This is a genomic window from Bifidobacterium mongoliense DSM 21395 (assembly GCF_000741285.1).
Classification (GTDB): domain Bacteria; phylum Actinomycetota; class Actinomycetes; order Actinomycetales; family Bifidobacteriaceae; genus Bifidobacterium; species Bifidobacterium mongoliense.
Genome location: NZ_JGZE01000002.1, coordinates 59,103 through 83,454 on the forward strand (window position 1 = coordinate 59,103; position 24,352 = coordinate 83,454).

The window sequence follows — 24,352 nt, forward strand, 5'->3', positions numbered from 1 at the left end:
TTTTCTGGAACAACATACAATGAGCACGACAGGATCAGACAATGGGCACGAAGAGGCTCACGGCCATCACCAGCAGGAAAATGACCACGGACAACAGGCACTCGAGCACAGACCAGGTCTTGAACGTCTGGCCCACATCGAGACCAAAATACTCTTTGACCAGCCAGAATCCGGCGTCGTTGACGTGGGAGAGGAATATCGAACCGGCGCCAATCGCCAGAACGAGGAGCACGACGGCCGGCTGCGAAGCTCCCATGCCGTCCATCACGGGACCGAGAATACCCGCGGTCGTCATGATGGAAACGGTTGCCGAACCCGTTGCGACACGGACGAAGATCGCGATGAGCCAGCCAAGCAGCAGTATGGAGATGTGCGACTGTTCAACGAAGGATCCGATGATCGAACCGATGCCGGTGTCGACGAGCACGCCCTTGTATCCGCCGCCGCCGCCAACGATGAGCATGATCCCGGCGACCGATGGCAATGACTCGCCCAACGACCGATTCATCGTGGCGAAGGGGATATGCCCCACGCCACCGAGCACGCCCATCGACAGCAGCAACGCGGCGAGGAGTGCGATCTCCGGCTTGCCGAGGAAGATAAGGGCCTGCGACCAGGCACTTCCGGAATGATAAGCCGTGGGGTCGGCGATTTCGAAAATGGCGGCGATGAGCATCAGCACGGCCGGCAGCAGAATGCAGGCGACGGCGAGCGGGAACGGAGGCAACCGCTTGCTCCCGTCGCGGTCCTGCTCCGATACCGCAAATGACTCCGGCGCACCGACGGGTACCCACCGGGATGCGAACGACGAGAAGGCGGGACCTACGATGGCGATGGTGAGAATCGCAATGGGAATGCCCACCATCATGGTCATGCCCACATTCGCGTCTCTGAAGCAACTCAGCGCGGCAAGCGGACCGGGGTGCGGCGGCACGGCGGCATGCATCACCGACAATCCCGCCAGCGTCGGAATCGCGACCTTCATGAGGGGAAGTCCGGTTCTGCGGGTGACGAGGATCACCACCGGGACCAGCATGACCAATCCGACCTCGAAGAACATCGGCAAACCGATAAGCGCTCCGATCACCGCCATCGTCCATGGGATCATGGCACGGCTCGAACGGTCGACCAGCGCATCGACGATGCTGTCGGCGGCACCGGTATCCATAAGCAATCGGCCGAGCATGGAACCCAGACCGATGAGGATGCCGACGCTCGTCATCGTCGATCCGAACGACATCGAGAAGCTGGCAATGGTGTTCACCGGGCCGTATCCGGAACCAAGACCGACCACAAGCCCCGCAAGAATGAGCGATACAAACGGATGCAGCTTCGCCACCGTCACCAACAGCACCAATACCACGACGCTGGCGATGATGCTCACACCCAACCGCGTGGGGTTAAGTTGCGGCACCGTTGCGGCCACCGCTAGGACACTACCCATAATCCACCTCTTCTTTGAGCGATTCATGCCGAACGCGGTGCCCCAAGCCCTCAAACGGTTCCGCATTCGTACTAAATTGTATGACAAGACAACACAACATCTCTGTTTTGTATGCCTTATTGTGAAATTATATCCATTCGTATGCCATATGCAAGAGCAATGTATCGGTGTGTCACACATGACAATGAAGTACCACACGAGCGGATGTCCACATGGCAGTGACGAACCGGTGCCGGGCCACCCTTCCCACCGGACCCCGCTTGGTTCACACGGACCGTGCCATACTGGATATATGTTCCAGCACCACCCGCAACTTACCCCCAGCAGCCGCACGAGGGACACCGCAACACGCCATCAACCCTCGTCGACAGCCACCGATGCCACCTCCACTCACGCACGCGGAACCGAATCAGGACAATCACTGCACGACCGGCTGGTTGAGGAATGGGGGTCGGCGATCGTATCGGGAGTCGTGGCAACGGGGAAACGGCTACCCGAGCCAAGCCACGCGTTGGGAAACCCATCGAGAACGGTAACCCGTGAGGCCACGCGGGTGCTTGAATCCAAAGGCCTCGTCGAAGTCAAGCGTAAGACCGGTGCGATCACCACCCCGTCTTCCGCATGGAATCCCTACGACCCGCAGATCATCACATGGAAACTCAACGGGCCGGACCGCATCGCCACGCTCCACCAGATCTCCCAGCTGCGCGTCGCCATCGAGCCGACGGCCGCTTGGCTTGCGGCGCGAGCCTCTACACCACAGGATTGGGCGGAACTCACCCGGGCCAGCATCGATATGGTCGCCCATTCGGACCACGCCGACGAATCCGATTATCTGCAAGCCGATATCCGATTCCACCGAGCGCTGCTCACCGCAACGGGCAATCCCATGTTTTCCGCACTCGATGACCTTGTCGCAGCCACGTTGCAGGGACGGACCGAACATGAACTCATGCCCACCACTGCCAATGCGGAAGCGCTGCGCTGCCACGTCGACGTAGCGGCGTTCATCCGCAAAGGGGACGGGGCGGCGGCCCGACGTGCGATGGAACGAATCGTCGACGAGGCGGACGAAGCGATGACGGGCACGGACTCCCAACACCCGGCACCACGCGACCAGTGACCCCGCGGGGTAGGCGGCAGGGCCTTCACAGCTGCAGGAAGGTCTCCAGCCCAGTGTGCAGACCGGTATAGCGCCCTGAAGCGACCTGGCGCACGGCCAGAAGCACGCCCTGCATGAACGAGCCGCGGTCGAAGCAGTCGGAGCGGATGACCAGTTGCTCGCCGGGATTGCCGAAGAGGATCTCCTCATGGGCGTTGAGGCCGCGCAGACGCACCGCGTGGACGTGGACGCCCTCGACCACCTGGCCGCGGGATCCGGCATCCGAACGGGTGCCGTCGGGCATCGCCCCCAGACCGGCGTCGCGACGGGCCTTGGCTATGGCATGGGCGGTGTTGAGCGCCGTGCCGGAAGGGGCGTCGATCTTGTCCGGGTGATGCATCTCGATGATCTCCGCCGATTCGAAGTAGCGCGCCGCCTGGGCCGCGAAGTGATCGGCAAGGACGGCCGAAATCGCGAAGTTCGGCGCCACGAACACGCACTGGTTCCGGTGCTCGGGCCGCTCCAGCACCTCGCGGACCTTCGCCAGCCGGTCCTCGTCCCAGCCCGTCGTGCCCACGACCACGTTCACACCCTGATCCACGAGGGCGAGCACGTTGTCGAGGGACGCGGACGGCACCGTGAACTCCACGGCCACGTCGGTGTTACCCGGAGTGATCTGCGCGATATCCTGCCCATGATCGATGGTATGCGACAGCCGCGTATCCTCGGCGTCGTTCACCGCGTCGACCACGGTCGACCCCATCCGGCCCTTGGCCCCCACCACTGCCACTGCGATCATCACGAACCCGCCTTTCTCACGATGGCACGCATACGGTCGATCCAGTCGACGTCAACGTGCCATAACGCCGCTGTGTGCCACCCACTGCATGTGTCATCCAATGTATATGTCACTAAACGTATATGCACCCAGAGGACATCGCCGAACTCACCGACACTCGATCACCCGCGACGAGCACCGGCCCAGGCGACCAGCGCGAACACCAACGCCGCCAGGGTGGTGACGCACGGCATGAGCAGTCCGACATGGAAATCGAACCGGTCCAGGAGCATCCCCGCGATGGTCGAGCCCAGGGACGCGCCGATCTGCCCGGCGGTCGTCAGCCATGAGAGGCCTTCGGTGAGCTGCCGTGCGGGCACCTCGCCCTTGACGATGAGGTTGCCCGTGGCGAAGATCGGCGAGACGCACAGTCCCGACAGCAGCGACATCACCCCCAGCGCCATGAGATGGTCCATCACCAGACGGATGAGCACATAGCCCACCGTCAGGAGCGCGAGGAACAGCACCAGATGGCGCCAGTTCGACCCGCGCAGCGGCTTGAGCCCGAACAGGAGACCACCGATGCACGAACCGACGGCGAACATGGCCAGCTGCACGCCGAGCAGCGGCTCCATGCCGATATACTTCATCATCGCGGTGATGGACAGATCGAAGGCGTTGAAACTCATGTTGAACACCGCGAAGATGACCAGCACGGGCAGCACGCCACGGTACAGCAGCACGTTCTTCGGCTTGGGGGCCCGAGTGCGCAGCGCGCGGAGACGAATTGCGCCGAGCCCCGTACCCGGCGCACCGTCGCCGAGCGCCTCACGCACATCGGCGTCGTTGCGGTCGGCAGGTGCGACCTGGATCATCTCGATGACGGGCGGCTGGGTGTCCTTGAGGGATAGGAAGACCGCACCGCCGATGGCGCACGCCAGGGTGGGAACGAACAGCTGCGACACCGGGTGGACCGATGTCGCGAGGAACGCCGCCAGGATGGGCCCCAGAATAAACACCATCTCGTCGATGGCCGATTCAAGCGCATAGGCGGTGTTCAGTTGACGCTCATGGCCGGAGCCGCGCAGCGCATAGGACCAGCGTGTGCGCACCAGGGCACCGAAGGAGAACTGCGTGAGCCCCATCGCGACGGCCAGCACGAACAGCAGCGGGATCGGCACACGGAGCAGGGCGGCGAACGCGAAGACGAGCATCGCGATGACCTGGATCGTCAGCACGACGGCACCGACCCGTCGTTGGCCGAACCGGTCGAAGAGCCGCGCGTAGAACGGCGTCACGGAAGCGACAGCGAGGATATACGCGGCGCTCATGGCGCCCGCTATCGTCCAGTTGTCGTAGATGTGGTTGAGGGCCAGTACGATGCCCAATCCCATCATGGAGATCGGCAGACGCGCGACGGCGCCGGAGAGGCAGAAGGCTTTGGATCCGGGAATGGAGAACAACGCACGGTAGGGCGACCCATGTGCGGATGTGGTCGTCGGCCGCTCCACAGACGCTGTCGGTCTGGTCGACGCCGGACCGGACGATGCGGCCGAACGCGTCCAGATGAACCCGCGCCTCATCGTGCACCACGGTCACCATCACCGGATGCCGCAGCGTCTGCATCGGTCGACGCACCCAGGGCCCCACGCCTCTCCGGGGACAGTTGCCGCGCCATGACGCGCGGTGAGGCGACGTAGATGAACAGATCCTCGAGCGGCTCACTGATGCGATCCAAGTCCTCGGGGTGCTCGTCGGACCTCCTGGTGACGGCGCGCACGAGTCCGTGCGCATCGTAGAACCCGACATCACACGAGCTGTCGGTATGCAGGAAGGATCCCAGGAGCTCACGGTCGGCGAAGTGCGCCATCACCCGTCGCCACAACTCACGCCCCACGCCATGGCCACGCGAGGCGGCGTCCACGATGAACAGCTCGACCTCGGCATGGCCGGTTTCGACATGGGCCTGAACCTCGAGCCGATGTTCGACATCGATCCAGTACCGCATATCCCGAAGCGCCACACGCCCTGCCTCGGATGCCTGCAACTGGTCGTCCACGGCGCGGAGTTCACCGGCTGCACCCTCGAACAGCAGCGGATCCCCGGGCACACGGCCAACGACCACACCCATGAACCGTCCGTGCAGGGTCGCGACCGTGACCCAGGTGCTCGCCGCCAGATAATGCAGGACGAACCGTCGTGAGGTCAGCCGCGACAGCACCGTGTCGGCGGCCTTCCCGGGCGTTCCCCAGGTCAGGTCGAATGACGTGACGATATCCTCGATATCGTCCCATCTGATCGGGCGATAGCATACTTCCCCGCGTCGTGCGGGCATCCGTGCGGCCATGGTCGCGCGCTCCTTACGTCTCCGTGTCGTACTCGACACGTATGCCCGCCCATACATGCGATACCAAGGGTCTCGGTTCCCCGGCCGCGAACGACGGACGGCGCGTTCCAGCCGTCCGGCGGCACACCATCGCCGCCTCAGTCGTCGTCGGATGTCATGGGGATGCCGGAGCTCAACTCGGCCACGATCTCCTCTTCGGTCTTGCCGCGGGCATGCAGCTCGCGACGGTCCTCTTCGGACTCACTCAGATAATAAAGGGTGGCGTCGATACTGTCCAGCGGGACCCCGTCGATCGCCGAGAGCAGAAGTCGGTACATGTCGAGCTGACGGAGTTTGGCCTCGACGTCCTGTGGGGTTCGGGGCCTCGCTCCGGTCTTCCAGTCGATGATGGTGGTGCGGGGAGCCTGCGTTCCCGCTTGATCGGCTCCGCGGCGCGTTCGGATTCCAGGATCCGCCCCGGCCTCGCGGTCCGCCGTGGCATAATCCGCGTCATCATCCAGCCCCCCGTAGAAGACGGCGTCGAGTTTGCCCACGACGATCTGACCGTCGAGCTGCGGCAAAGCGACGACGATCCGTCGTTCCGCCGCCATGGGCCGGCGCCGGGCCCAACGCGAGCTCGCCAAACGCCGCTCCCACAGCAGGATACGTCGCTCATCGGGGTCGGTGTTCGACGCCGTACGCTCGGCCTCACGCAATCCCTCGAGCAGCTCCTCGCGAGTCTGCGCCGTATCCGCCTGCGCAATGGCCTGTCCGACACCGTCGACGGCCAGATCGACGTCGTCCAGGCCGCTCTGCACACCGAAAGCGTTGACGAACCGTTCGGCCCACGCATGGAATCGGGTGCCGGCCTGAGCCGCGGGGGAAGCGATCTGGGGAACCGGGCGCACCAGACCCAACAGGTAGGCCCGTTCCTTACGCTGGTCCATCAGCCCCGCACTCGCCTGCAACGCGGTGACGTTGTGGCGCATCCGGGCCAGGATCCGAGCACCGCGGCGACGCACGACGGCGTCGAGGTCACCGAGGTCACCGAAGTCACCCTCGGAGGACCCATCGCTCAGGCTCCACGGCATGAGATACCGGTCCTCGGTCAACATCCGCGCCCGCAGCAGCAACGGCCCCTGGGCTGTGGCGACGGCCCCGCCGTCCGCGCCGGAGGTGGCGTCCGTGACGGTCATGTCGGCCGCATCGGAGGTGCCGGCCGCGACGGCCGTAGCGTCGTTAATCGCCGCACGGACGATGCCCGCACTCTTCGAGAGCATCTCGGTGATACGCGGGGAGGTGCCGATCGGCCAGGGCAACGGTTCGCCGGTTTGCGATTCGTCCACCGGCTCACTCCAGGCACCGTCGACGACCGACTGCATATAGGCCCCGGCACGCTCACCGACGAAGAATCCCTCGGGCATGGCCACGCCCCGTCCGGTCAGGCTGTCCTTCGGCACCTGCTCGTCTCCGGCGGACGGTTTGGCGACATCGGGCCGCATCATGAGGCAGTCGCGCACTTCCTGCCAGAAATTCGAGGGCTTCGCTGCGCTCTTCGACATCGCCGCACTACTCGTGTCACGGGCGATCGCATTGTTCTGATGGTAGGTGAGCAGGGCATCCTCCCGGGCACGGGTCAACGCCACATACGCCAGCCGCCGCTCATCGGCATGCAGACGTCGACCGTATTCCTCGTGCTGCGACAGGAAGTCGGCCTCCCCTTCATCTCGTTCGATGCCGTTGGCGTCATCGAACGCCGCGATGTCGTTGCCGTTGATCTCCGCGTTGAGGCGTTCGACGGTGTCCAGCGCATCCAAGCCGTATGGGTCATGTGTATCGCCAGCGGCACTGTCACCAGTACCAGCAGCGTCATGGGGGAATCGGGGCAATATACCGGCATCGGCGCGCACCGGCACCGGCACCGCTTGCGCATGCTCGAGCCATGTCTTGGCCGTCTCGTGATATTCGGGTACCTGCCAACGGCCCTGACGCATGCCACCCGCGTGATCCCCGTCGAGTTCGACGGTGAGCGAGTCCCCCTGATTACTGGGGAAGGTCTTATCCTGCATACCCACGACCGCCACCGCATCCCATTCGAGCCCTTTGGATTGGTGGATCGTCATGAGCACCACATCGACATCGGCGTCCGGCATGGTGGGGGCCACGTCCTCGACCGACCCCAGCGCGTCGACCCAGGCCATGAAGCCTTTGAGCCCGGGGCGCCGACCTTCGACGAGTTCACGGGCATAGGTGTCGATGAGGGCAAGCAGTGAATCCATGGACGAATGCGCCAGCGTCGGCGACACGGTGTCCTCGGGATGATCGACCGCCTGCGCCACGACCATGTCGATGTCGACGTCCAGCGCCTCGACCGCGGTGCGTACGATGTCGCCAAGCGTATGGTGCATCGCCGCCTGGACCCGACGAAGGGCGATTCCCACGCGAATCACCGCGTCGCGATCGTGGCCGTCGATGGTGTGCTTGGCCGCAAGCAATGACGCCAGATCCCGTCGCGCCAGTACATCGGCCAGGAACACGCCGTTCGCGAGCGTATCGCGATGTTCGTGGACCACGGTGCGGCGCTGGGACCGGGGGGTGTCGGCGGAGACCAGACCGGCCTGCACCAGCGAGCGGAACTGATAGGCAGTGTTCTCATCGTCGGCGATCGACGCCAACGCTCGCAGCCCCGCGGCGCTGATGCCGAACCGCGGCGTGGCCAGCAAGCGCATGAGCGCGGCGGTGTCGGTGGAGTCGACGATCACATGAAGCAACGCGAGGACATCACGCACCTCGGGCCGGTCGAGCAACGCCGAATATCCGACCGTCAGCGTGGTCAGCCCCGCACGTTCGAGCCCTTGGGCGAACTGCGGCATCGCCGTTTTGGCACGGAACAGCACCGCGACGTGCGGGCCATGGCTGCGTTTAGCGGAATCTTCCGACCCCGCCGTCCTCCCGACGACGCCATGCCGTTCGATCACGGTGCGGACGAAGCGAGCTACGGCGTCGATCTCCTGGCCGAGCGTGGCATACCCCAGCACACCGAGCGTACCCAACGGCGCCGTATCCATGGGTGAGAGCGCTTCGACATCCACCTCATGCATACGAGAACTGCTGGGACGGCGGGGGCGGTGTTCGCCGCGCAACGGTGCCGTGAGATTGTTCGCCGCATCGAGGATGATGCGCGAGTTGCGCCTGGTGACGCTCAGCGAATACGGCCGCTCCCCCGGACCCATGCCGAAGTCCTGCTGGAAGATGCGGAAGGCCCCGGGGCTCGCGCCACGCCACGCGTAGATCGACTGGAACGGGTCGCCCACGGCCGTAACCGCACTGCCCTTCGCCCCCAGTCCCGGGTGGAATAGGGTGGCGATGAGCGCGGCCTGCGTCGTGGAGGTGTCCTGGTATTCGTCGAGGAGCACGTGACTGTAGCGGCGTCGGCAATGCTCGCCGATTGAGGCGAACCGCGTGACGAGCTGGTAGGCGGCGAGCGTGAAGTCGGAGAATTCCGCCATGCCCATCCGCCGCTTGCTACGCGCATAATCCTCGACCAGCGTCAGCAGGATCTCGCGCCGCTCGATGGTCGATCGCAGATCGCCGGCGACCACCAGACTCTTCAGATGCCATCGGCGCATGCTTTCGCGACGTTTCTCCTGAACACGTGCGCCGAACGCGTCGTCGTGTTCATGCTTGTTCCGCTTGATCGGACCGCTCGGCACTGTAACCGGCTTGTCGGGAATCTCCTCGTCGCCGACATCGGCGGCTATCCGACGCAGCATAGCGGCGTCCCAGTCACGCACCCTGGCCACGGCATCGCCGATGGTGTCGCAGCCTGGCCCGATCATCGACCCGTCGATGGCGTTCGACAGTTCCATAACAGCCTTGACGACCGTCGTGAACCCGCCGAAATCACGGTCCACCAGCAGGTCCATATGCCGCTCGACGACATCCAAAGCGATCTGCCACGCACCCGCTTCACTCAACGGCTGGGTGTTCTGGTCAAACCCGACCAGGAGCCCGTACTGCCGCACGATCGACTGGAAGAACGCATCGTAGGTGAGGACTTCTGGTTTCACGAAGGCTCGATTCACCGACGCTCCGGTTGCCACGTCGGCCTCGCGACCGGCGCTCGACCGGGCATCATGGGCCATGACCGCGGCCGAAACGCGCGAAAGCAGCTCCGCAGCCGCCTTCTTCGTGAACGTCAGACCCAGGATGCGCTCGGGAGGCACCCCTTGCTCGATGAGGGCGATGATCCGCCTGGTCATGGTGTAGGTCTTGCCACTGCCCGCCCCCGCCACGACCAGGGCATCGCGGTCGGCCGGGGCCTCGATGACCCGGGCCTGCTCCGGACTGTCCGTGAAGACTCCTGCTGGCTTGGTTTCGTCGGTGTCGGTCATGGTTCAGACCTCCCTGATGTCGAAGATGGTGTCGCTGCGGCCGGCGCACGCCGGGCAGACCGCGGACAGGCGGCAGTGGGCGGCGTGCTCTGACGTCGGATGGGCGATCAGAACCTCGGATCGCCGGGCCGCGGCCGTGTACCAGACGCGGGCGATCATGGTCATCGCCCAGACCGCCTGCGTGCTGCGCAATCCGAGGAATTCTCGCCACGCCTGTGGCGTCACCCCTTCCGGAGGCTGAGCATCGAGCTCGGGAACGTCAAGTAATCTGTCAGGCGTCTTGTAGCCAGACCGCCGAATGAACACACTGTCGTTGATATGACCGCTGACGAACAATGTTGGTTGGTAGAGACTCTCCGGGGCATGGGATTCGGCCGGCGCTGCGTTGTCTGCTACGTAGAACAACTCGCTTTGGGCTACCTCCGAACTCTCGTCATCGCCGCCGAACGCCAACCCCATCTGGTAGCACACAAGCTGTAGATCGTTGACGAACCGACCGGAACCGGGCTTATGTCCGGTCTTGTAGTCGATGAGCCGCAGACTCGGTGTGCCATCGGCGAGCCGGCGATGCTCCATGCGGTCGATGCGCCCCGTCAGCCGTACGCGCAGATCGGCGCGCATGCCCTCGGGCCAGCCTCCGACCAGCGCGCCCATGATCGCCAGGAGCTCATCAACATCGATGGCGTGAATCGAGGGGATCGCGTTGTATGCCCCGAGCATGTCGGCCATGTCGAAGACGGCTTCGAACGGGACCTCGCATTCCGCTGCTTCCAAACGCCCGACCTCGAAATGCTGCTCGTTGCCTTTCAGGTATCCGGAATCGCTCGACGTGACGAAATACCGGGCGATGTGCTCCAGCGTGGCCTGCGCCTTCTTATCCTTGTCCATGGCGTCGTATCGTTCCTGTGCCTCGAGGTCGTCGTCGGCGACCGGCCGCTGCTGACGATACAACTCCATCATGCGTGCGGTGACGGCCGCGATGCGCTCGTCGACCGGGGTGCCGGCGGTATGCTCAGGCCGATCCAACCCCTCCGCGCTCGCCAGCTGGGCGATGAGATGGATGAGCGTACCAAAACTCTGCGCGACACTGCCTGTGCCGGGCCCGGCGAACTGGTTCTCCAACAGCCAGCAGACCGGGCAGCCCCACAGGCCGTCGACCGCGGAAGGCGAAAGGCTGACCATCGGTCCGGATGAGGATGCTGGCGAATCGTGCACGGCCGCAATCGCCGGACCATCGGCGTCCTCAGCATCCTCAGCATTCCCAGTATTCTGGGCGTTCTCGGCGTCCTCAGCATCCTCAGCGTCCTGGATATTCTCGACGTTCTCGGTATTCCTGGTAATCCCGTTATTCTCGGCGTTCTGTGCGTTCTCGGCGTTCTCGGCATTATGCAGATACGCCCAATTCGACGGGTCCGCGGAAGAGACACCCTGCTCGGCCAGCACGGCCAAGGCACGGGCCGCATCGTCGACCGCAGCCGCCGCGGTGGCATCGGCGGAATCGGCGACGTCGGTAGGTTCATCGACACCGGAGGCATTCACAGTATTCGCCACCCCGACCACATCCGCCGCTCCGAACGCATCGACCACATCCGAGCAGTGCCTCATAATCCTTGCACGGGCCAACGCCGCCAAACCCCGCGGATCGGCGTCCATACCGCCCGATCTCGTGTCGCCACCGGCCTCGGTGTAGACGGGGGTGCCGGCGGCGTCGAGATCCCTGTCGAAATACTCGGGCAAGTAACCGTACAGGAAATCCGAGGGCGTCATATCGTCGCTGGAGACCGCGCTGACGCTGAGCCGTTCGCTGGCACGGGTGAGCGCGACCAGGAAGGAGCGCTGCTCCGAAGCAAGCACCGAAGCGAAGGCATCGTCGCGCAGACGATCCGGCGAGGTGGCATCCTCGACGATATTCGGCTCCGGACCACGATCCCGATGCGCCTGCGCGTTGTCCGCCAGCATGATGCGCGCGAGGTCCTCACCGCCGAACATGGTGTTGCGTTCTGCGAGGTTCGGCCAGACCCCCTGTTGCACGCCCACGATCCAGACCAAGGGCCAGTGGTCGCCGTCTGCTCCGGCCGGCGTGGTGAGGGTCACGGCATCGTCGATGGGAGCGACCTTCGCTAGGGAATCGGCCTCGATCCTCATGGATCGGACCTGGTCGAGGAACCCGTCGATGTCACGGCCGGCACCGCTGCCCTGCGCGTACTCGAAGAGTCGCATGGCGGCGTCAAGACGATCGTTGGCAGCCCTGCCATCCGCGGTGTTGTCCAACGCGGTACGCTGCCACCGATCGGCGACGTTGCACGCCTGCCATGCGAGCGAAAGCGCATACTGGGTCTCGGGTCGGCGCAGGGTGGCGAGCCCGCGGGCCACCGCATCGACCATGCGCCATAGCTGCTCGAAGGCGCGGGCATGCAGGCTGTTCCCCGTGACGGTGGTGATCGACGAGCAGATGCCGGCCGCGTCGACCCCCGCGTATCCGTCACAGGCCAGCAACAGATACAACGCATCGATGCCGAACGCCGGGCCGCCGTGAGTGTTGCCCGTGGAGCCATTGGCGGATGCAAACGTCCGGGTAGCGCCGCCTTGCGGGTCAAGGCGCTGCGCGTCTAATCCCTGCGCGTTGAGGCCCGCCTGGTCGAGGTGCTGCGGGTTGAGGTGCTGCGGGTCGACGTGCTCCGCATCACAGGCAACCAACGTGTCGTCAACAACCATCGTCGGACCGTCATCCGTCTGATTCACAGTGGAGTCCATGGCCGACGTCATATGTGCGTCCCGCCAACCCTTCCAGGCTTCCATCACGGCGCGCAGATCGCCGCCGTCAGATGGTTCGGATGACCCGAAGGACTCAGAGGACTCGGAGGGATTCGCCGACCCGGCAGTCGCTGCAGACCCATCTGATTCTACGGATTCGCCGGGCGCTTCGGACTGTCCGGACCCAGCCCGTTCGGCCTGGTCCACGCGACCGGCATCATCCACATCGTTGGCATCGTTGGCATCATCCACATACTTCGCACGATCCACACGATCGACATGATCAGAATGATTGCCATCGTGCCCATGGCCGGCATAATCTGCATACTCGCCATAATTTGCATGATCGACATCATCTGCATGCCAGCCACGCTCTCGTCCGTCGCCGACGCCATCAATCACGGACACCAGGCTGGCCAGCGACCGCATGGCTGCCTCCACTACCGACAACCGCGCCGGTTCCCCGGCACCGTGGGCGCCCACCGTGACGAGCGGACTGTCCATGAGTGCGGACACACGCAGCCTCACGAACGAGGACAAGGAGGCCAGCTTCTCATTGTTCACGTTTGCCATACCGCGGTTGCGCAGCTGGGCCAGTTCGATCAGGGAGAAAAGCCCGCGGACGAAGGGCTCATCCTTCAACGGCCTGGTCACCGATGAATATCGCACCGGCACGCCGTCCTCACGCAGCCGCTCGCCGAACGCACGTACCGTCGCATTATCATGGGCAAGGATGGCAAGGTCGTTCCACGACCGACGCTCGCTGAGATGAGCCGTCTTGACCGCCCAGACGACGTCATCGAGTTCCTCGTTCGCCGAACGGTACAGGCCATGCCCCACGCTCCCGTCATTGGGAAACGTTCTGGCGTCGGAGGGAGCATCGTCCGGAAGGGCACTGTCGGATAGCGCGACGATCGGCAGTGCGGCGTCGTACCAGGGCAGTTTGCCAGGACGTTGCGGCAGCGGCGTGTCGTCGGGGCGCACCGTACGGATGGAGAGCGAGACGCGGGATGCGACCAATGCGCGGTAGTTCGGGGCCTGGCCACGCCGCAGCCCGGAGGCCGCTGAAGCGTTCTCCTCTGGAGCCGTTTCCGCTGGAGAGACCTCCCCTCGAACAGCTTCCCCCGGGGCGGTTTCAGCTGTCGCGTTCTCCACCGGAACAGTCACTCCTGGAGCCGTCTCCGCTGGGGCGTTCCCTTCTAGAACAGCCTCCCCCAAGATTTTCGCACTAGCAGTCGCTTCACCCACGTTCATCGGGGCAGCAGTCTTATCATGAGCCGCTTCCCCCAAGGTTGTCGCATCAGCGTTCACCCGGCCCGCGGTTTTACCATGCTGCGATGCGTCGCCATCTCCCGGCACCGTCATCGAACGCACCGCCGCATGGAAGGGAGCATCCGTCATCCGCTCAAAGAGGTATTCGGGGTAGGATCCGCGGAAGGACTGGACGGACTCTTCCGGATTGCCCACCGCGACCAGCGCGGCGCCACGACCGACCAACTGTTCGAGGAAGGCGAGACCGGCCAGCGTCAGATCCTGGACATCATCGACGACGATGAATCGGGGAAGTTCGGCATCCGTGGCGTCAGCGACCGCGTCAGTGCCCTCAACGAGCAATCGCGCGGCATCGAGTCGAAACTCACCCGGATACTCCTCGGCGCTGATGCGCTCGGCCTCGGCACGCAACGCAAAGGCGAGGCGCCATTGGATACGCAACCGGGCCGTATAGGCGTCGTCACCGGTCAATTCGTCGAGGATGTCCTGCTCACGCGCACAGGAAACCCCCAGTTCGTTCATCCGAGACAGCATGTCGCGCAATTGGACGATGAACGCGTCGTTGATGCCACGCAGGAACAGCGTCTCGGACGTCGCGACACCGCTCGTGCGCGGCTGATGCGCGGCGCGTTTCGCTGCCTCCGCAGCATCGACACCAGCACTCGTACCGGTCCCGGTCCCAATTCCGGTCCCGGTTCCATCGTCATCCGTCAGCAATGTGACCCAGTGATCCTGGGCGAAATACTCACGCAACAGACGACAGGTCGGGCAATCGTCGCCGGCTGCCGCGTGACGCACGTGCACGGCCATCACACGGCGCAACATCGTATCCTGTTCCGCACCATTGAGCAGCCTCGGCAGCGGTTCTCCGACACGGGCCCGGACCGCGGAAATCACGCGGAATGCGACGGCGGACAACGTCGTGACCGGTCTTGCCTGGGATGAAGCGCCGATGGCCCGCACGGCACGATCGGCGAACCGGTCGGCGGTCTTGCGGTTCGACACCGTCATCACGGCAGAATCGGCACCATATCGTTTGATACCTTGCAGCACGACTCGCAGCGCGAATTCGGTCTTGCCCACACCCGGAGCGCCGGAGACCTCCAGCGTGCGGGTCGGTTCCCCACGGCCGTCGAGCAACACTCCGCGAAGCAACGCCGCAACCGCACCGTCCACGGTTGCCGAGGTTGCCGAGGTAGGGGCGGTTGCCGAGGTAGGGGCGGTTAGGGCGTTGACATCGGTAGTTGTGGCACCGACACCAACACCGGCACCAGCGGTCTTGATTGTATCGGCACGTTCGTCAGCACCTTTTATCATGGTCTCCACTATAAGGCCCCGGCTATACGGTCCCCGACCCCACCGACCGGAGAGAAATCGTGCGTCAACGCCCGATTCCGGAGAGTGCCGTGCGCAAGTCGACGATTGGGCGACACGAGTCGACGATTCACCCACGCAACTCGACGATTCACCGCCATAGGTCAACGATTCACGTACCAAAGTCGACGATTGGCTGACACAAGTCGCCGATTCAGGTACCAAAGTCGACGATTGCGCTACGTAAGTCGATGATTGAGCGACACAAGTCAACGATTCGACCACACAACTCGACGATTCACATAGACAAGTCGGCCGATACAAAAATGAAGGGCCATATTCCGCGGTTGTTTTTCGCTATCCCCCGATTTGTCTAACGGACCTGAGACGCTACCTTCCACCATCTGGGCACACCGGCCGGGACGACAAGTATCTGACCACATCGGTCATATAGACCACATCGACCAGTAACCGGGCACATAGACCAAAGACCCGGACATGCGGAGTCTCTATAACCCCTACGAGTACGGGAATACACGAATGGGCCCTGACGCATCACACGCCACGGCCCATTCACCCGTGCACTCCATTCACAGTGCGTCTCAACACAGTGCAAGTGCACTACCGGTCGGATACGCAATCGGTCGGATACACTACCAATTCAGTGCATCACCAATCCAGCGCACTACACAATTCAGTGCATCGCACGGAGCATCACATAACCAACCCCGCGCCCACCGGAATCGACCGCAACACAATGGTGCGGCCGATCACCGAAAGGGCGAGGCCTTCGAGACACCCAAACCACTCGCGAGTAGTCCAAAAGAGTAGTCCAAAACCCGCAAAGCACTCAAGACGCTCGTAAGGAACCCAAGATGCTTCGAGTGTCTCACGAGACACTCGAAGCACCCAAGACACTGGAGTCACCTACAACACTCAGGCGTCGAGATCGCCCTGTCCGCCTTGGTCGTTGAGGAAGTCATCCGGATTGAAATCGTCGCCCAGCTTGAGGTCGCCGAAATCGATGTTGGAGAAGTCCACATCGCCCATGTCATCCGAGAATCCGGCGGCTGCCGGATCTCCGGTGCCATCCGCACCCAGACCGAAGTTCGGGTAGATGGTGTCCCTGATGGCCTTGTCGGGCTCGACCACCGCGTTGCGGTAGCGGGCCAGACCCGTGCCGGCAGGGATGAGCTTGCCGATGATGACGTTCTCCTTGAGACCCTTGAGCTCGTCCTCACGCTGGTTAAGGGCGGCTTCGGTGAGCACGCGCGTCGTCTCCTGGAAGGAGGCGGCGGACAGCCACGAGTCGGTCGCCAGCGAGGCCTTGGTGATGCCCATGAGCTCGGGACGTCCCACGGCGGGCTTGCCACCGGCCTTGACGGCTTCGATGTTGGCTTCCTTGAAGCGCGTCTGGTCGCACAGCTGGCCGGGCAGCAGCTTCGTGTCGCCGGAGTCGATCACGGTGACGCGACGCAGCATCTGGTGCACGATGACCTCGATGTGCTTGTCGTGGATATCCACACCCTGGGAGCGGTACACGTTGTGCACCTCTTCCACGATGTTGACCTGCGCGGCGCGGGGTCCGAGGATGCGCAGGATCTTCTTGGGATCCACGGAACCCTCGATGAGCTGCGTGCCGGATTCGACGTGCTGGCCGTTCTTGACGAGCATCGGGGCGCGACGGGTCACCGGGTAGCTGATCGGCTCGACGCTGCCGTCGTCCGGGCTCAACGTGACCTGGCGGCCTCGATCGGTGTCCTCGACCTTGATGGTGCCGGGGAACTCCGCGATGGGCGCCTCGCCCTTAGGCGTACGCGCCTCGAACAGCTCGGTGACACGCGGCAGACCCTGGGTGATATCGGAGGCCGACGCCACGCCACCGGAGTGGAAGGACCGCAACGTGAGCTGGGTGCCGGGCTCGCCGATCGACTGGGCCGCGACGATACCAACGGCCTCGCCGACATCCACGAGGGTGTTGGTGGCCAGAGACCAGCCGTAGCACTTCGCGCACACGCCGCGCTTGGATTCGCAGGTGAGCACGGACCGGGCCTTGACCTCCTCGACGCCGTGGGCGACGAGGTCGCGCAGCACATCCATCGACAGCGCGTCGCCGGCCTTGTACAGCACGGTCTTGCCGTCGGCGGGGTCAATCACGTCGGAGGCAAGCAGACGGGAGTAAGGACCACCGTCGGCCGCCTTGACGAGCACGAGTTTGCCGTTCTCATCACGCTCGGCGACCTTCATCATGAGGCCACGCTTGGTGCCGCAATCCTCCTCGCGCACGATGACCTCCTGGGCCACGTCGACGAGTCGACGGGTCAGGTAGCCCGACTCAGCGGTACGCAGTGCGGTGTCGGCCAGACCCTTGCGGGCGCCGTGCTGGGAAATGAAGTACTCCAGGACGGACAGACCCTCGCGGTAGTTGGACTTGACGGGTCGAGGAATGATCTCGCCCTTCGGGTTCGCCACGAGGCCTCGCATGCCGGCGATCTGGCGAATCTGCATCCAGTTGCCTCGAGCCCCCGACTGCACCATGATGTTCACGTTGTTGTCGTCGTGGAAGTTCTCGCGCATGGCCGCGGCGACCTTGTCGGTGCACTCGGTCCACAGGTTGATGAGCTCCTGACGGCGCTCCTCCTCCGTGAGCAGGCCCAACTCGTACTGGGAGTTGACCTTGTCGGCCTGACCTTCGTAATCAGTGACGATCTTGTGGCCTTCCGGAGGCTCGACGATGTCGGAGAAGGACATCGTGACGCCCGACCACGGGGCGCGGGTGAAGCCGAGATCCTTGAGCGCGTCAAGGGTGGCGGCCACCTGTGCGGTGGGATAGCGAGTGGCGATGTCATCGACGATCTTGGAGAGCTTGCCCTTGGCGACCTGCTCGTTGACGAACGGGTAGTCAGTGGGCAGGGTCTCGTTGAACATGATCCGGCCGTACGAGGTGGCGAACAGGACGGAACCGTCCTTGAACCGCTCCTCTTTGACCGTATCCGGGCTGCCGGGCTCGGGGTCGACGACCGTGAGCTCGCCGGGCTGCCAATCCGTAGGCAGGATGAAGTCCTTGGGCAGGCGGATGAGCACCTTGGCCTGGGTGTCGATGTCCTTGCGATCAAGCGCCAGTCCGGCCTCCTCGAGCGAGGAGAACACGCGGCCCTGACCCTTGGCGCCGTCGATGACGGTGGACAGGTGGTACAGACCGAGGATCATATCCTGCGAGGGCATGGTCACGGTATGGCCATCGGCGGGCTTGAGGATGTTGTCCGAAGCCATCATGAGCGAACGGGCCTCGGCCTGCGCTTCGACGCTCAGCGGCAGGTGGACTGCCATCTGGTCGCCGTCGAAGTCGGCGTTGAAGGCCGCGCAGGCGAGCGGCGGCAGGTGGATGGCCTTGCCCTCGACCAGGATCGGCTCGAAGGCCTGGATACCCAGACGGTGCAGGGTGGGTGCACGGTTCAGCAGCACGGGGTGCTCGGAGATGACCTCTTCGAGGACGCCCCACACCTCGGCGTCGCCGCGGTCGACCAGACGCTTCGCGCTCTTCATGTTCTGTGCGTAGTTCATGTCCACCAAGCGCTTGATGACGAAGGGCTTGAAGAGCTCCAGGGCCATCGGCTTGGGCAGACCGCACTGGTGCATACGCAGGCTCGGGCCCACGACGATCACGGAACGGCCGGAGTAGTCCACGCGCTTGCCGAGCAGGTTCTGACGGAACCGGCCCTGCTTGCCCTTGAGCATGTCGGACAGGGACTTGAGCGGGCGGTTCGAGGCGCCGGTGACCGGGCGTCCACGACGACCGTTGTCGAACAGCGAATCGCAGGCTTCCTGCAGCATGCGCTTCTCGTTGTTGAGCATGATCTCGGGCGCGCCGAGCTCGATGAGCCGCTTGAGGCGGTTGTTGCGGTTGATGACGCGACGATACAGATCATTGAGATCCGAAGTCGCGAAACGGCCGCCGTCGAGCTGCACCATCGGGCGCAGGTCGGGCGGGATGACCGGGATGGCGTCGAGCACCATGGCCTCGGGCTTGTTGCCCGTGGTCATGAAGGCGTTGACGACCTTGAGCCGCTTCAGTGCACGGGCCTTACGCTGTCCCGAACCGGTGTCGATCTCCTCGCGCAGCTCCTTGGAGGCCGCGTCCAGATCGAAGTCCTGCAGCCTCTTCTTGATGGCCTCGGCGCCCATGCAGCCGTCGAAGTAATCGCCGTAGCGATCCTCCATCTCGCGCCACAGGTCGACGTCGCCCTCCATATCGCCGGGCTTGAGACCCTTGAACCGGTCGAAGACGGCGGTCAGGCGCTGCACCTGCTCGTCGAAGCGCTGACGGATGGCCGCCATGTCGCGTTCGGCGCCGTTGCGCAGCTTGGCCTTCGCGCTGCCCTTGGCCTCACCGTCGGCCTCGAGCTGGGCCAGATCGTTCTCGATCTTCCTGGCGCGCTCCTCGATCTCATTGTCACGACGCTTGAGCAGATTGGTGATCTCGGTGTCGAATTCGTCCTGCAGATCGGGCAGGTCCTGGTGACGCTGATCCTCATCCACAGACGTGACCATGTAGGCCGCGAAGTAGATGACCTTCTCCAGGTCCTTCGGTGCGATGTCCAGCAGGTATCCAAGCCTGCTCGGCACACCCTTGAAGAACCAGATGTGGGTGACCGGTGCGGCCAGCTCGATGTGCCCCATGCGATCGCGGCGCACGCGGCTGCGGGTGACCTCCACGCCGCAGCGTTCGCACACGATGCCCTTGAAACGCACGCGCTTGTATTTGCCGCAGGCGCACTCCCAGTCGCGGGTCGGCCCGAAGATCTGTTCACCGAACAGACCATCCTTCTCGGGCTTCAAGGTACGGTAATTGATGGTCTCGGGCTTCTTGACCTCGCCGTGACTCCAGTTGTGGATGTCCTCGGTGGTCGCCAGGCCTATCCTCAGTTTGTCAAATGCGTTGACGTCCAGCACTCTTATGTCCTGTCTCTACGTTGTTTTCCATCACTCAGTACTATTCGCGTTGGTCCTGCCACGGGCGGGAGCGCATCCGGATTCCCTTGCCGGATCACGCGCCCACCCGGGGCGGATGGCTCAACGGTATTCGGGTTCGGGAGCTGCCTGTTCCGCCTTCGCGGAGGCATCCGGACGCGCACCGATGTTGAAGCCGAGATCGGCGGACGACGACGCGGTGTCGTCATCCTCCTCGTCGTTCATATCGATGGCGACGCCGTCGGCGTTGAGCACCTCGACGTTCAGGGACAGGGACTGCATTTCCTTGAGCAGCACCTTGAAGGATTCGGGGATGCCTGCCGGCGGCAGGTTCTCGCCCTTCACGATGGCACCGTAGGCGCGCACGCGGCCGTCGACGTCATCGGACTTGGTGGTCATCATTTCGTGCAGCGTGTAGGCGGCGCCGTAGGCCTCGAGGGCCCACACCTCCATCTCGCCGAAACGCTGGCCGCCGAACTGCGCCTTGCCGCCCAGCGGCTGCTGGGTGATCATCGAGTACGGGCCGGTGGACCGGGCGTGGATCTTGTCGTCGACCAGGTGGTGCAGCTTGAGCATGTACATGTAGCCCACGGAGATCGGCTTCGGGAAGGGCTCGCCGGTACGACCGTCGAAGAGGACGGCCTTGCCGCTGTCGTGCACCAGCTTGTCGCCGTCACGGTCGGGCAACGTGGTGGCCAGCAGACCCTTGAGGGTGTCGGGGCGCACACCGTCGAACACCGGAGTGGCGACCGGAGTGCCCGGCGCGCCCTTCTCGGCGCCTTCCGGCACGTGCTTCTTCCACTCGGCCTCGAGGTCGGGGTCGATGTTGATGTCCCAGCCGGCGTGGGCGATCCACCCGAGGTGGAGCTCCAGGACCTGGCCGAGGTTCATACGGCTCGGCACGCCCAGCGGGTTGAGCATGATGTCGATCGGGGTGCCGTCCGGCAGGAACGGCATGTCCTCTTCGGGCAGGATGCGCGAGATGCAGCCCTTGTTGCCGTGGCGGCCCGAGAGCTTGTCGCCGACCGTGATCTTACGGTGCTGGGCGATGTAGACGCGGATCATCTGGTTGACGCCGTTGGGCAGCTCGTCGCCGTCCTCCTCGGCATCCTCGCGGGTGATCTCCTTGACACCGATGATGGTGCCGGTCTCGCCGTGGGGCACGCGCAGCGAGGTGTCGCGCACCTCGCGGCTCTTCTCGCCGAAGATGGCGCGCAGCAGGCGCTCCTCCGGGGTCAGTTCGGTTTCGCCCTTGGGCGTGACCTTGCCGACCAGGATGTCACCGGCCTCGACCTCGGCGCCGATGCGGATGATGCCGCGCTCGTCGAGGTTCGCGATCGCGTCCTCACCGACGTTCGGCAGGTCGCGGGTGATCTCCTCCGCGCCGAGCTTGGTGTCGCGGGCGTCGATCTCGTACTCCTCGATGTGGATGGAGGAGAGGGTGTCGTCCTGCACGAGGCGCTGCGAGATGATGACGGCGTCCTCGTAGTTGTAGCCGTTCCAAGGCATGAAGGCGATGAGCAGGTTCTTGCCCAGGGCCATCTCGCCCTTCTCGGTGGCGGGGCCGTCGGCCAGCACACTGCCGGCCTCGACGCGCTCACCGCTCTTGATGAGCGGCACCTGGTTGTAGCAGGTGGTCTGGTTGGAACGCTGGAACTTGGCGACCTTATAGCTGGACTGGGTGCCGTCGTCGTTCATCACCCGGATGATGTCGGCGGAGACGTAGGTGACCACGCCGGGCTTCTCGGAGAGGATCACGTCGCCGGAATCGACGGCGGAACGCCATTCCGAACCGGTGCCCACGAGCGGACGCTCGGACTTGATGAGCGGCACGGCCTGACGCTGCATGTTGGTGCCCATGAGGGCTCGGTGGCCCTCATCGTGCTCCAGGAACGGGATGAGCGAGGCGCCGACGGAGACCATCTGACGCGGGGAGACATCCATGTAGTCGACCTGGCTGACGGGCACATCCTCCGCCTCACCGGCGGCGGAACGGACCAGTGCGGTCTTCTCCGCGAAGTCGCCGTTGTCGTCCAACTGCTGGTTGGCCTGGGCGATGGTGTGCTCGGTCTCGCGGTCGGCGGTCATGTACTCGATCTCGTCGGTGACGTGACCGTTCTCGACCTTGCGGTACGGGGTCTCGATGAAGCCGAAGGGATTGACGCGACCGAAGGTGGCCAGCGATCCGATCAGGCCGATGTTCGGGCCTTCAGGGGATTCGATGGGGCACATACGTCCGAAGTGGGACGGGTGCACGTCGCGCACCTCCATGGAGGCGCGGTCCCTCGACAGGCCGCCGGGGCCCAGGGCCGAGAGACGACGCTTGTTGGTGACGCCCGACAGCGGGTTGTTCTGATCCATGAACTGGGAGAGCTGCGAGGTGCCGAAGAACTCCTTGATGGTGGCGTTCACGGGCCTGATGTTGATCAGGGACTGCGGCGTGATGGCCTCGGCGTCCTGGGTGGTCATGCGTTCACGCACGACGCGCTCCATACGGCTCAGGCCGGTGCGCAGCTGGTTCTGGATCAGCTCGCCGACCTGACGGATGCGGCGGTTGCCGAAGTGGTCGATATCGTCGACGTCGACGCGCAGCTGCACGTCCTTGCCGTCGCGCTTGCCCGGGAACGTGGTGTCGCCCGCGTGCAGAGCCACGAGATACTTGATGGTCGAGAGGATGTCCTCAAGGCTCAGGCTGTGGTTGTTGATGTCGGATTCCAGACCGAGCTTGCGGTCAATCTTGTACCGGCCCACGCGCGCCAGGTCGTAGCGCTTGGTGTTGAAGTAGAAGGAGTCGAGCAGGTTCCTGCCGGCCTCCGGGGTGGGGGTGTCCGCCGGGCGGATCTTGCGGTACAGGTCGGTGAGGGCCTCGTCCTGCGTCTGGATGGTTTCCTTCTCGAGGGCGTCCATGACCAGCGGATAGTCCTTGAAGGAGGCGGCGATCTCGGCCTTGGTCATGCCGATGGCCATGAGGAAGACGATGGCCGACTGCTTGCGCTTGCGGTCCACGCGCACGCCGAGGACGTCGCGCTTGTCGATCTCGAACTCGAGCCATGCGCCACGGCTCGGGATGATCTTCGCGCCGAAGACCTCCTTGTCGGAGGTGCGGTCGCGGTTGCGGTCGAAGTAGACGCCCGGGGAGCGCACGAGCTGCGAGACGATGACGCGCTCGGTGCCGCCGATGATGAAGGTGCCGTGCGGGGTCTGCAGCGGGAAGTCTCCCATGAAGACCGTCTGGCTCTTGATCTCGCCGGTGTCGCCGTTCTCGAACTCGGCGTTGACGTACAGCGGTGCGGAATAGGTGTAGTCCTTCTCCTTGCACTCCTGGACCGTATGGCGCGGCTCCTCGAAGTACGGATCGGAGAAGGTCAGGCTCATGGTCTGCGCGAAGTTCTCGATCGGGGAGATCTCCTGGAACACCTCGTCGAGGCCGGAGACATGGGCTACGGCGTTGGTGCCGTTCTTCTCATCCTCGGCGACTCGCTGCTTCCAGCGCTCGTTGCCGATCAGCCAGTCGAAGCTGTCGGTCTGTACACCCAGGAGGTAGGGTACATCGATGGGTTCCTTGATGGAACCAAAGTTCACGCGATCCGATGCCTTGTGCAAGGCAATATCGTGTTCGTCGGCACGTGCGGTGACTTTGGTGGTATTCGTCGTAGCTTTGCTAGCAGCCAATGGACGTTCCTTATCGCTCGCTTATTCGTTTCGATATCGTAATGACCCGGGAAGTCCGCGACGACCGCCATATGCCTGTTCGCGGGCGCTTCCTCATGGCAGCATGCCCGCAATATGACATACCTCATGTAAGGTCAATAGAATATCACGCCCACTTCCCCGGCACAAGGGCTCGGCGCGTCGGCGTTCGGAATTGCCACGGCACCCTCTTCACACGGTCCGTACCATGTCCTGACACGCCGACGTTCGGTATGGCTACACCAACCGCCACGTGTGCTGCTGCACAACCCCGGGACCGTCGTGCTGAATCGCCGAATCAAGCGCC

The 24,352-nt window shown here is 63.9% G+C and carries 9 protein-coding genes; 1 reads left to right on the forward strand and 8 read right to left on the reverse strand.

Annotation, left to right across the window (positions count from 1 at the left end; all coding sequences use genetic code 11):
- Window positions 1-34: 34 nt before the first annotated feature.
- The gene (locus BMON_RS01615) at window positions 35-1,444 is read right to left on the reverse strand and encodes a GntP family permease (protein WP_033512358.1); all 1,410 of its coding nucleotides are present in this window, start codon (window positions 1,442-1,444) and stop codon (window positions 35-37) included.
- Between the two features lie 553 nt (window positions 1,445-1,997).
- On the opposite strand from BMON_RS01615, the gene BMON_RS01620 reads away from it, so the two are divergent.
- Window positions 1,998-2,567, forward strand: a complete 570-nt coding sequence (locus BMON_RS01620) for a FadR/GntR family transcriptional regulator (protein ID WP_202805431.1) — start codon at window positions 1,998-2,000, stop codon at window positions 2,565-2,567.
- A 25-nt stretch (window positions 2,568-2,592) separates the two neighbouring features.
- Here the strand turns inward: BMON_RS01620 and dapB are convergent, their stop codons facing one another.
- From dapB to rpoB, 7 genes are all read right to left on the reverse strand, one after another.
- Window positions 2,593-3,345 carry a 4-hydroxy-tetrahydrodipicolinate reductase gene (gene dapB / locus BMON_RS01625; protein ID WP_033512357.1) on the reverse strand — a complete coding sequence of 251 codons (753 nt, stop codon included), beginning with the start codon at window positions 3,343-3,345 and terminating at the stop codon, window positions 2,593-2,595.
- 161 nt (window positions 3,346-3,506) lie between these two features.
- Complete coding sequence (locus tag BMON_RS01630) at window positions 3,507-4,907, reverse strand: MFS transporter (protein WP_081882756.1); 1,401 nt, start codon at window positions 4,905-4,907, stop codon at window positions 3,507-3,509.
- A complete protein-coding gene (locus BMON_RS01635; RefSeq protein WP_051917750.1) occupies window positions 4,904-5,671 on the reverse strand; it encodes a GNAT family N-acetyltransferase in 768 nt (255 codons plus the stop codon). Before BMON_RS01635 ends, BMON_RS01630 begins: the two co-directional genes overlap by 4 nt.
- Before the next feature lie 137 nt (window positions 5,672-5,808).
- Entirely contained in the window at window positions 5,809-10,044 is a 4,236-nt protein-coding gene (locus tag BMON_RS01640; protein WP_051917751.1) for an ATP-dependent DNA helicase, read from the reverse strand.
- Window positions 10,045-10,047: 3 nt separating this feature from the next.
- A complete protein-coding gene (locus BMON_RS09135) occupies window positions 10,048-15,387 on the reverse strand; it encodes a PD-(D/E)XK nuclease family protein (protein ID WP_081882757.1) in 5,340 nt (1,779 codons plus the stop codon).
- A gap of 933 nt (window positions 15,388-16,320) precedes the next feature.
- Window positions 16,321-20,337 (reverse strand): DNA-directed RNA polymerase subunit beta', encoded by a 4,017-nt coding sequence (locus BMON_RS01650; protein WP_033512356.1) that lies wholly within the window; start codon window positions 20,335-20,337, stop codon window positions 16,321-16,323.
- Window positions 20,338-20,457: 120 nt separating this feature from the next.
- The gene (rpoB, locus tag BMON_RS01655; RefSeq protein WP_033512355.1) at window positions 20,458-24,027 is read right to left on the reverse strand and encodes a DNA-directed RNA polymerase subunit beta; all 3,570 of its coding nucleotides are present in this window, start codon (window positions 24,025-24,027) and stop codon (window positions 20,458-20,460) included.
- Window positions 24,028-24,352: the final 325 nt, after the last annotated feature.

What these genes read in the sequence shown, in the direction of transcription:
- BMON_RS01630 (WP_081882756.1), bottom strand. Translation starts at nt 4,907, where the DNA reads ATGAGGCGCGGGTTCATCTGGACGCGTTCGGCCGCATCGTCCGGTCCG.
- BMON_RS01635 (WP_051917750.1), bottom strand. Translation starts at nt 5,671, where the DNA reads ATGGCCGCACGGATGCCCGCACGACGCGGGGAAGTATGCTATCGCCCG.
- BMON_RS01640 (WP_051917751.1), bottom strand. Translation starts at nt 10,044, where the DNA reads ATGACCGACACCGACGAAACCAAGCCAGCAGGAGTCTTCACGGACAGT.
- BMON_RS09135 (WP_081882757.1), bottom strand. Translation starts at nt 15,387, where the DNA reads ATGATAAAAGGTGCTGACGAACGTGCCGATACAATCAAGACCGCTGGT.
- BMON_RS01615 (WP_033512358.1), bottom strand. Translation starts at nt 1,444, where the DNA reads ATGGGTAGTGTCCTAGCGGTGGCCGCAACGGTGCCGCAACTTAACCCC.
- dapB (WP_033512357.1), bottom strand. Translation starts at nt 3,345, where the DNA reads ATGATCGCAGTGGCAGTGGTGGGGGCCAAGGGCCGGATGGGGTCGACC.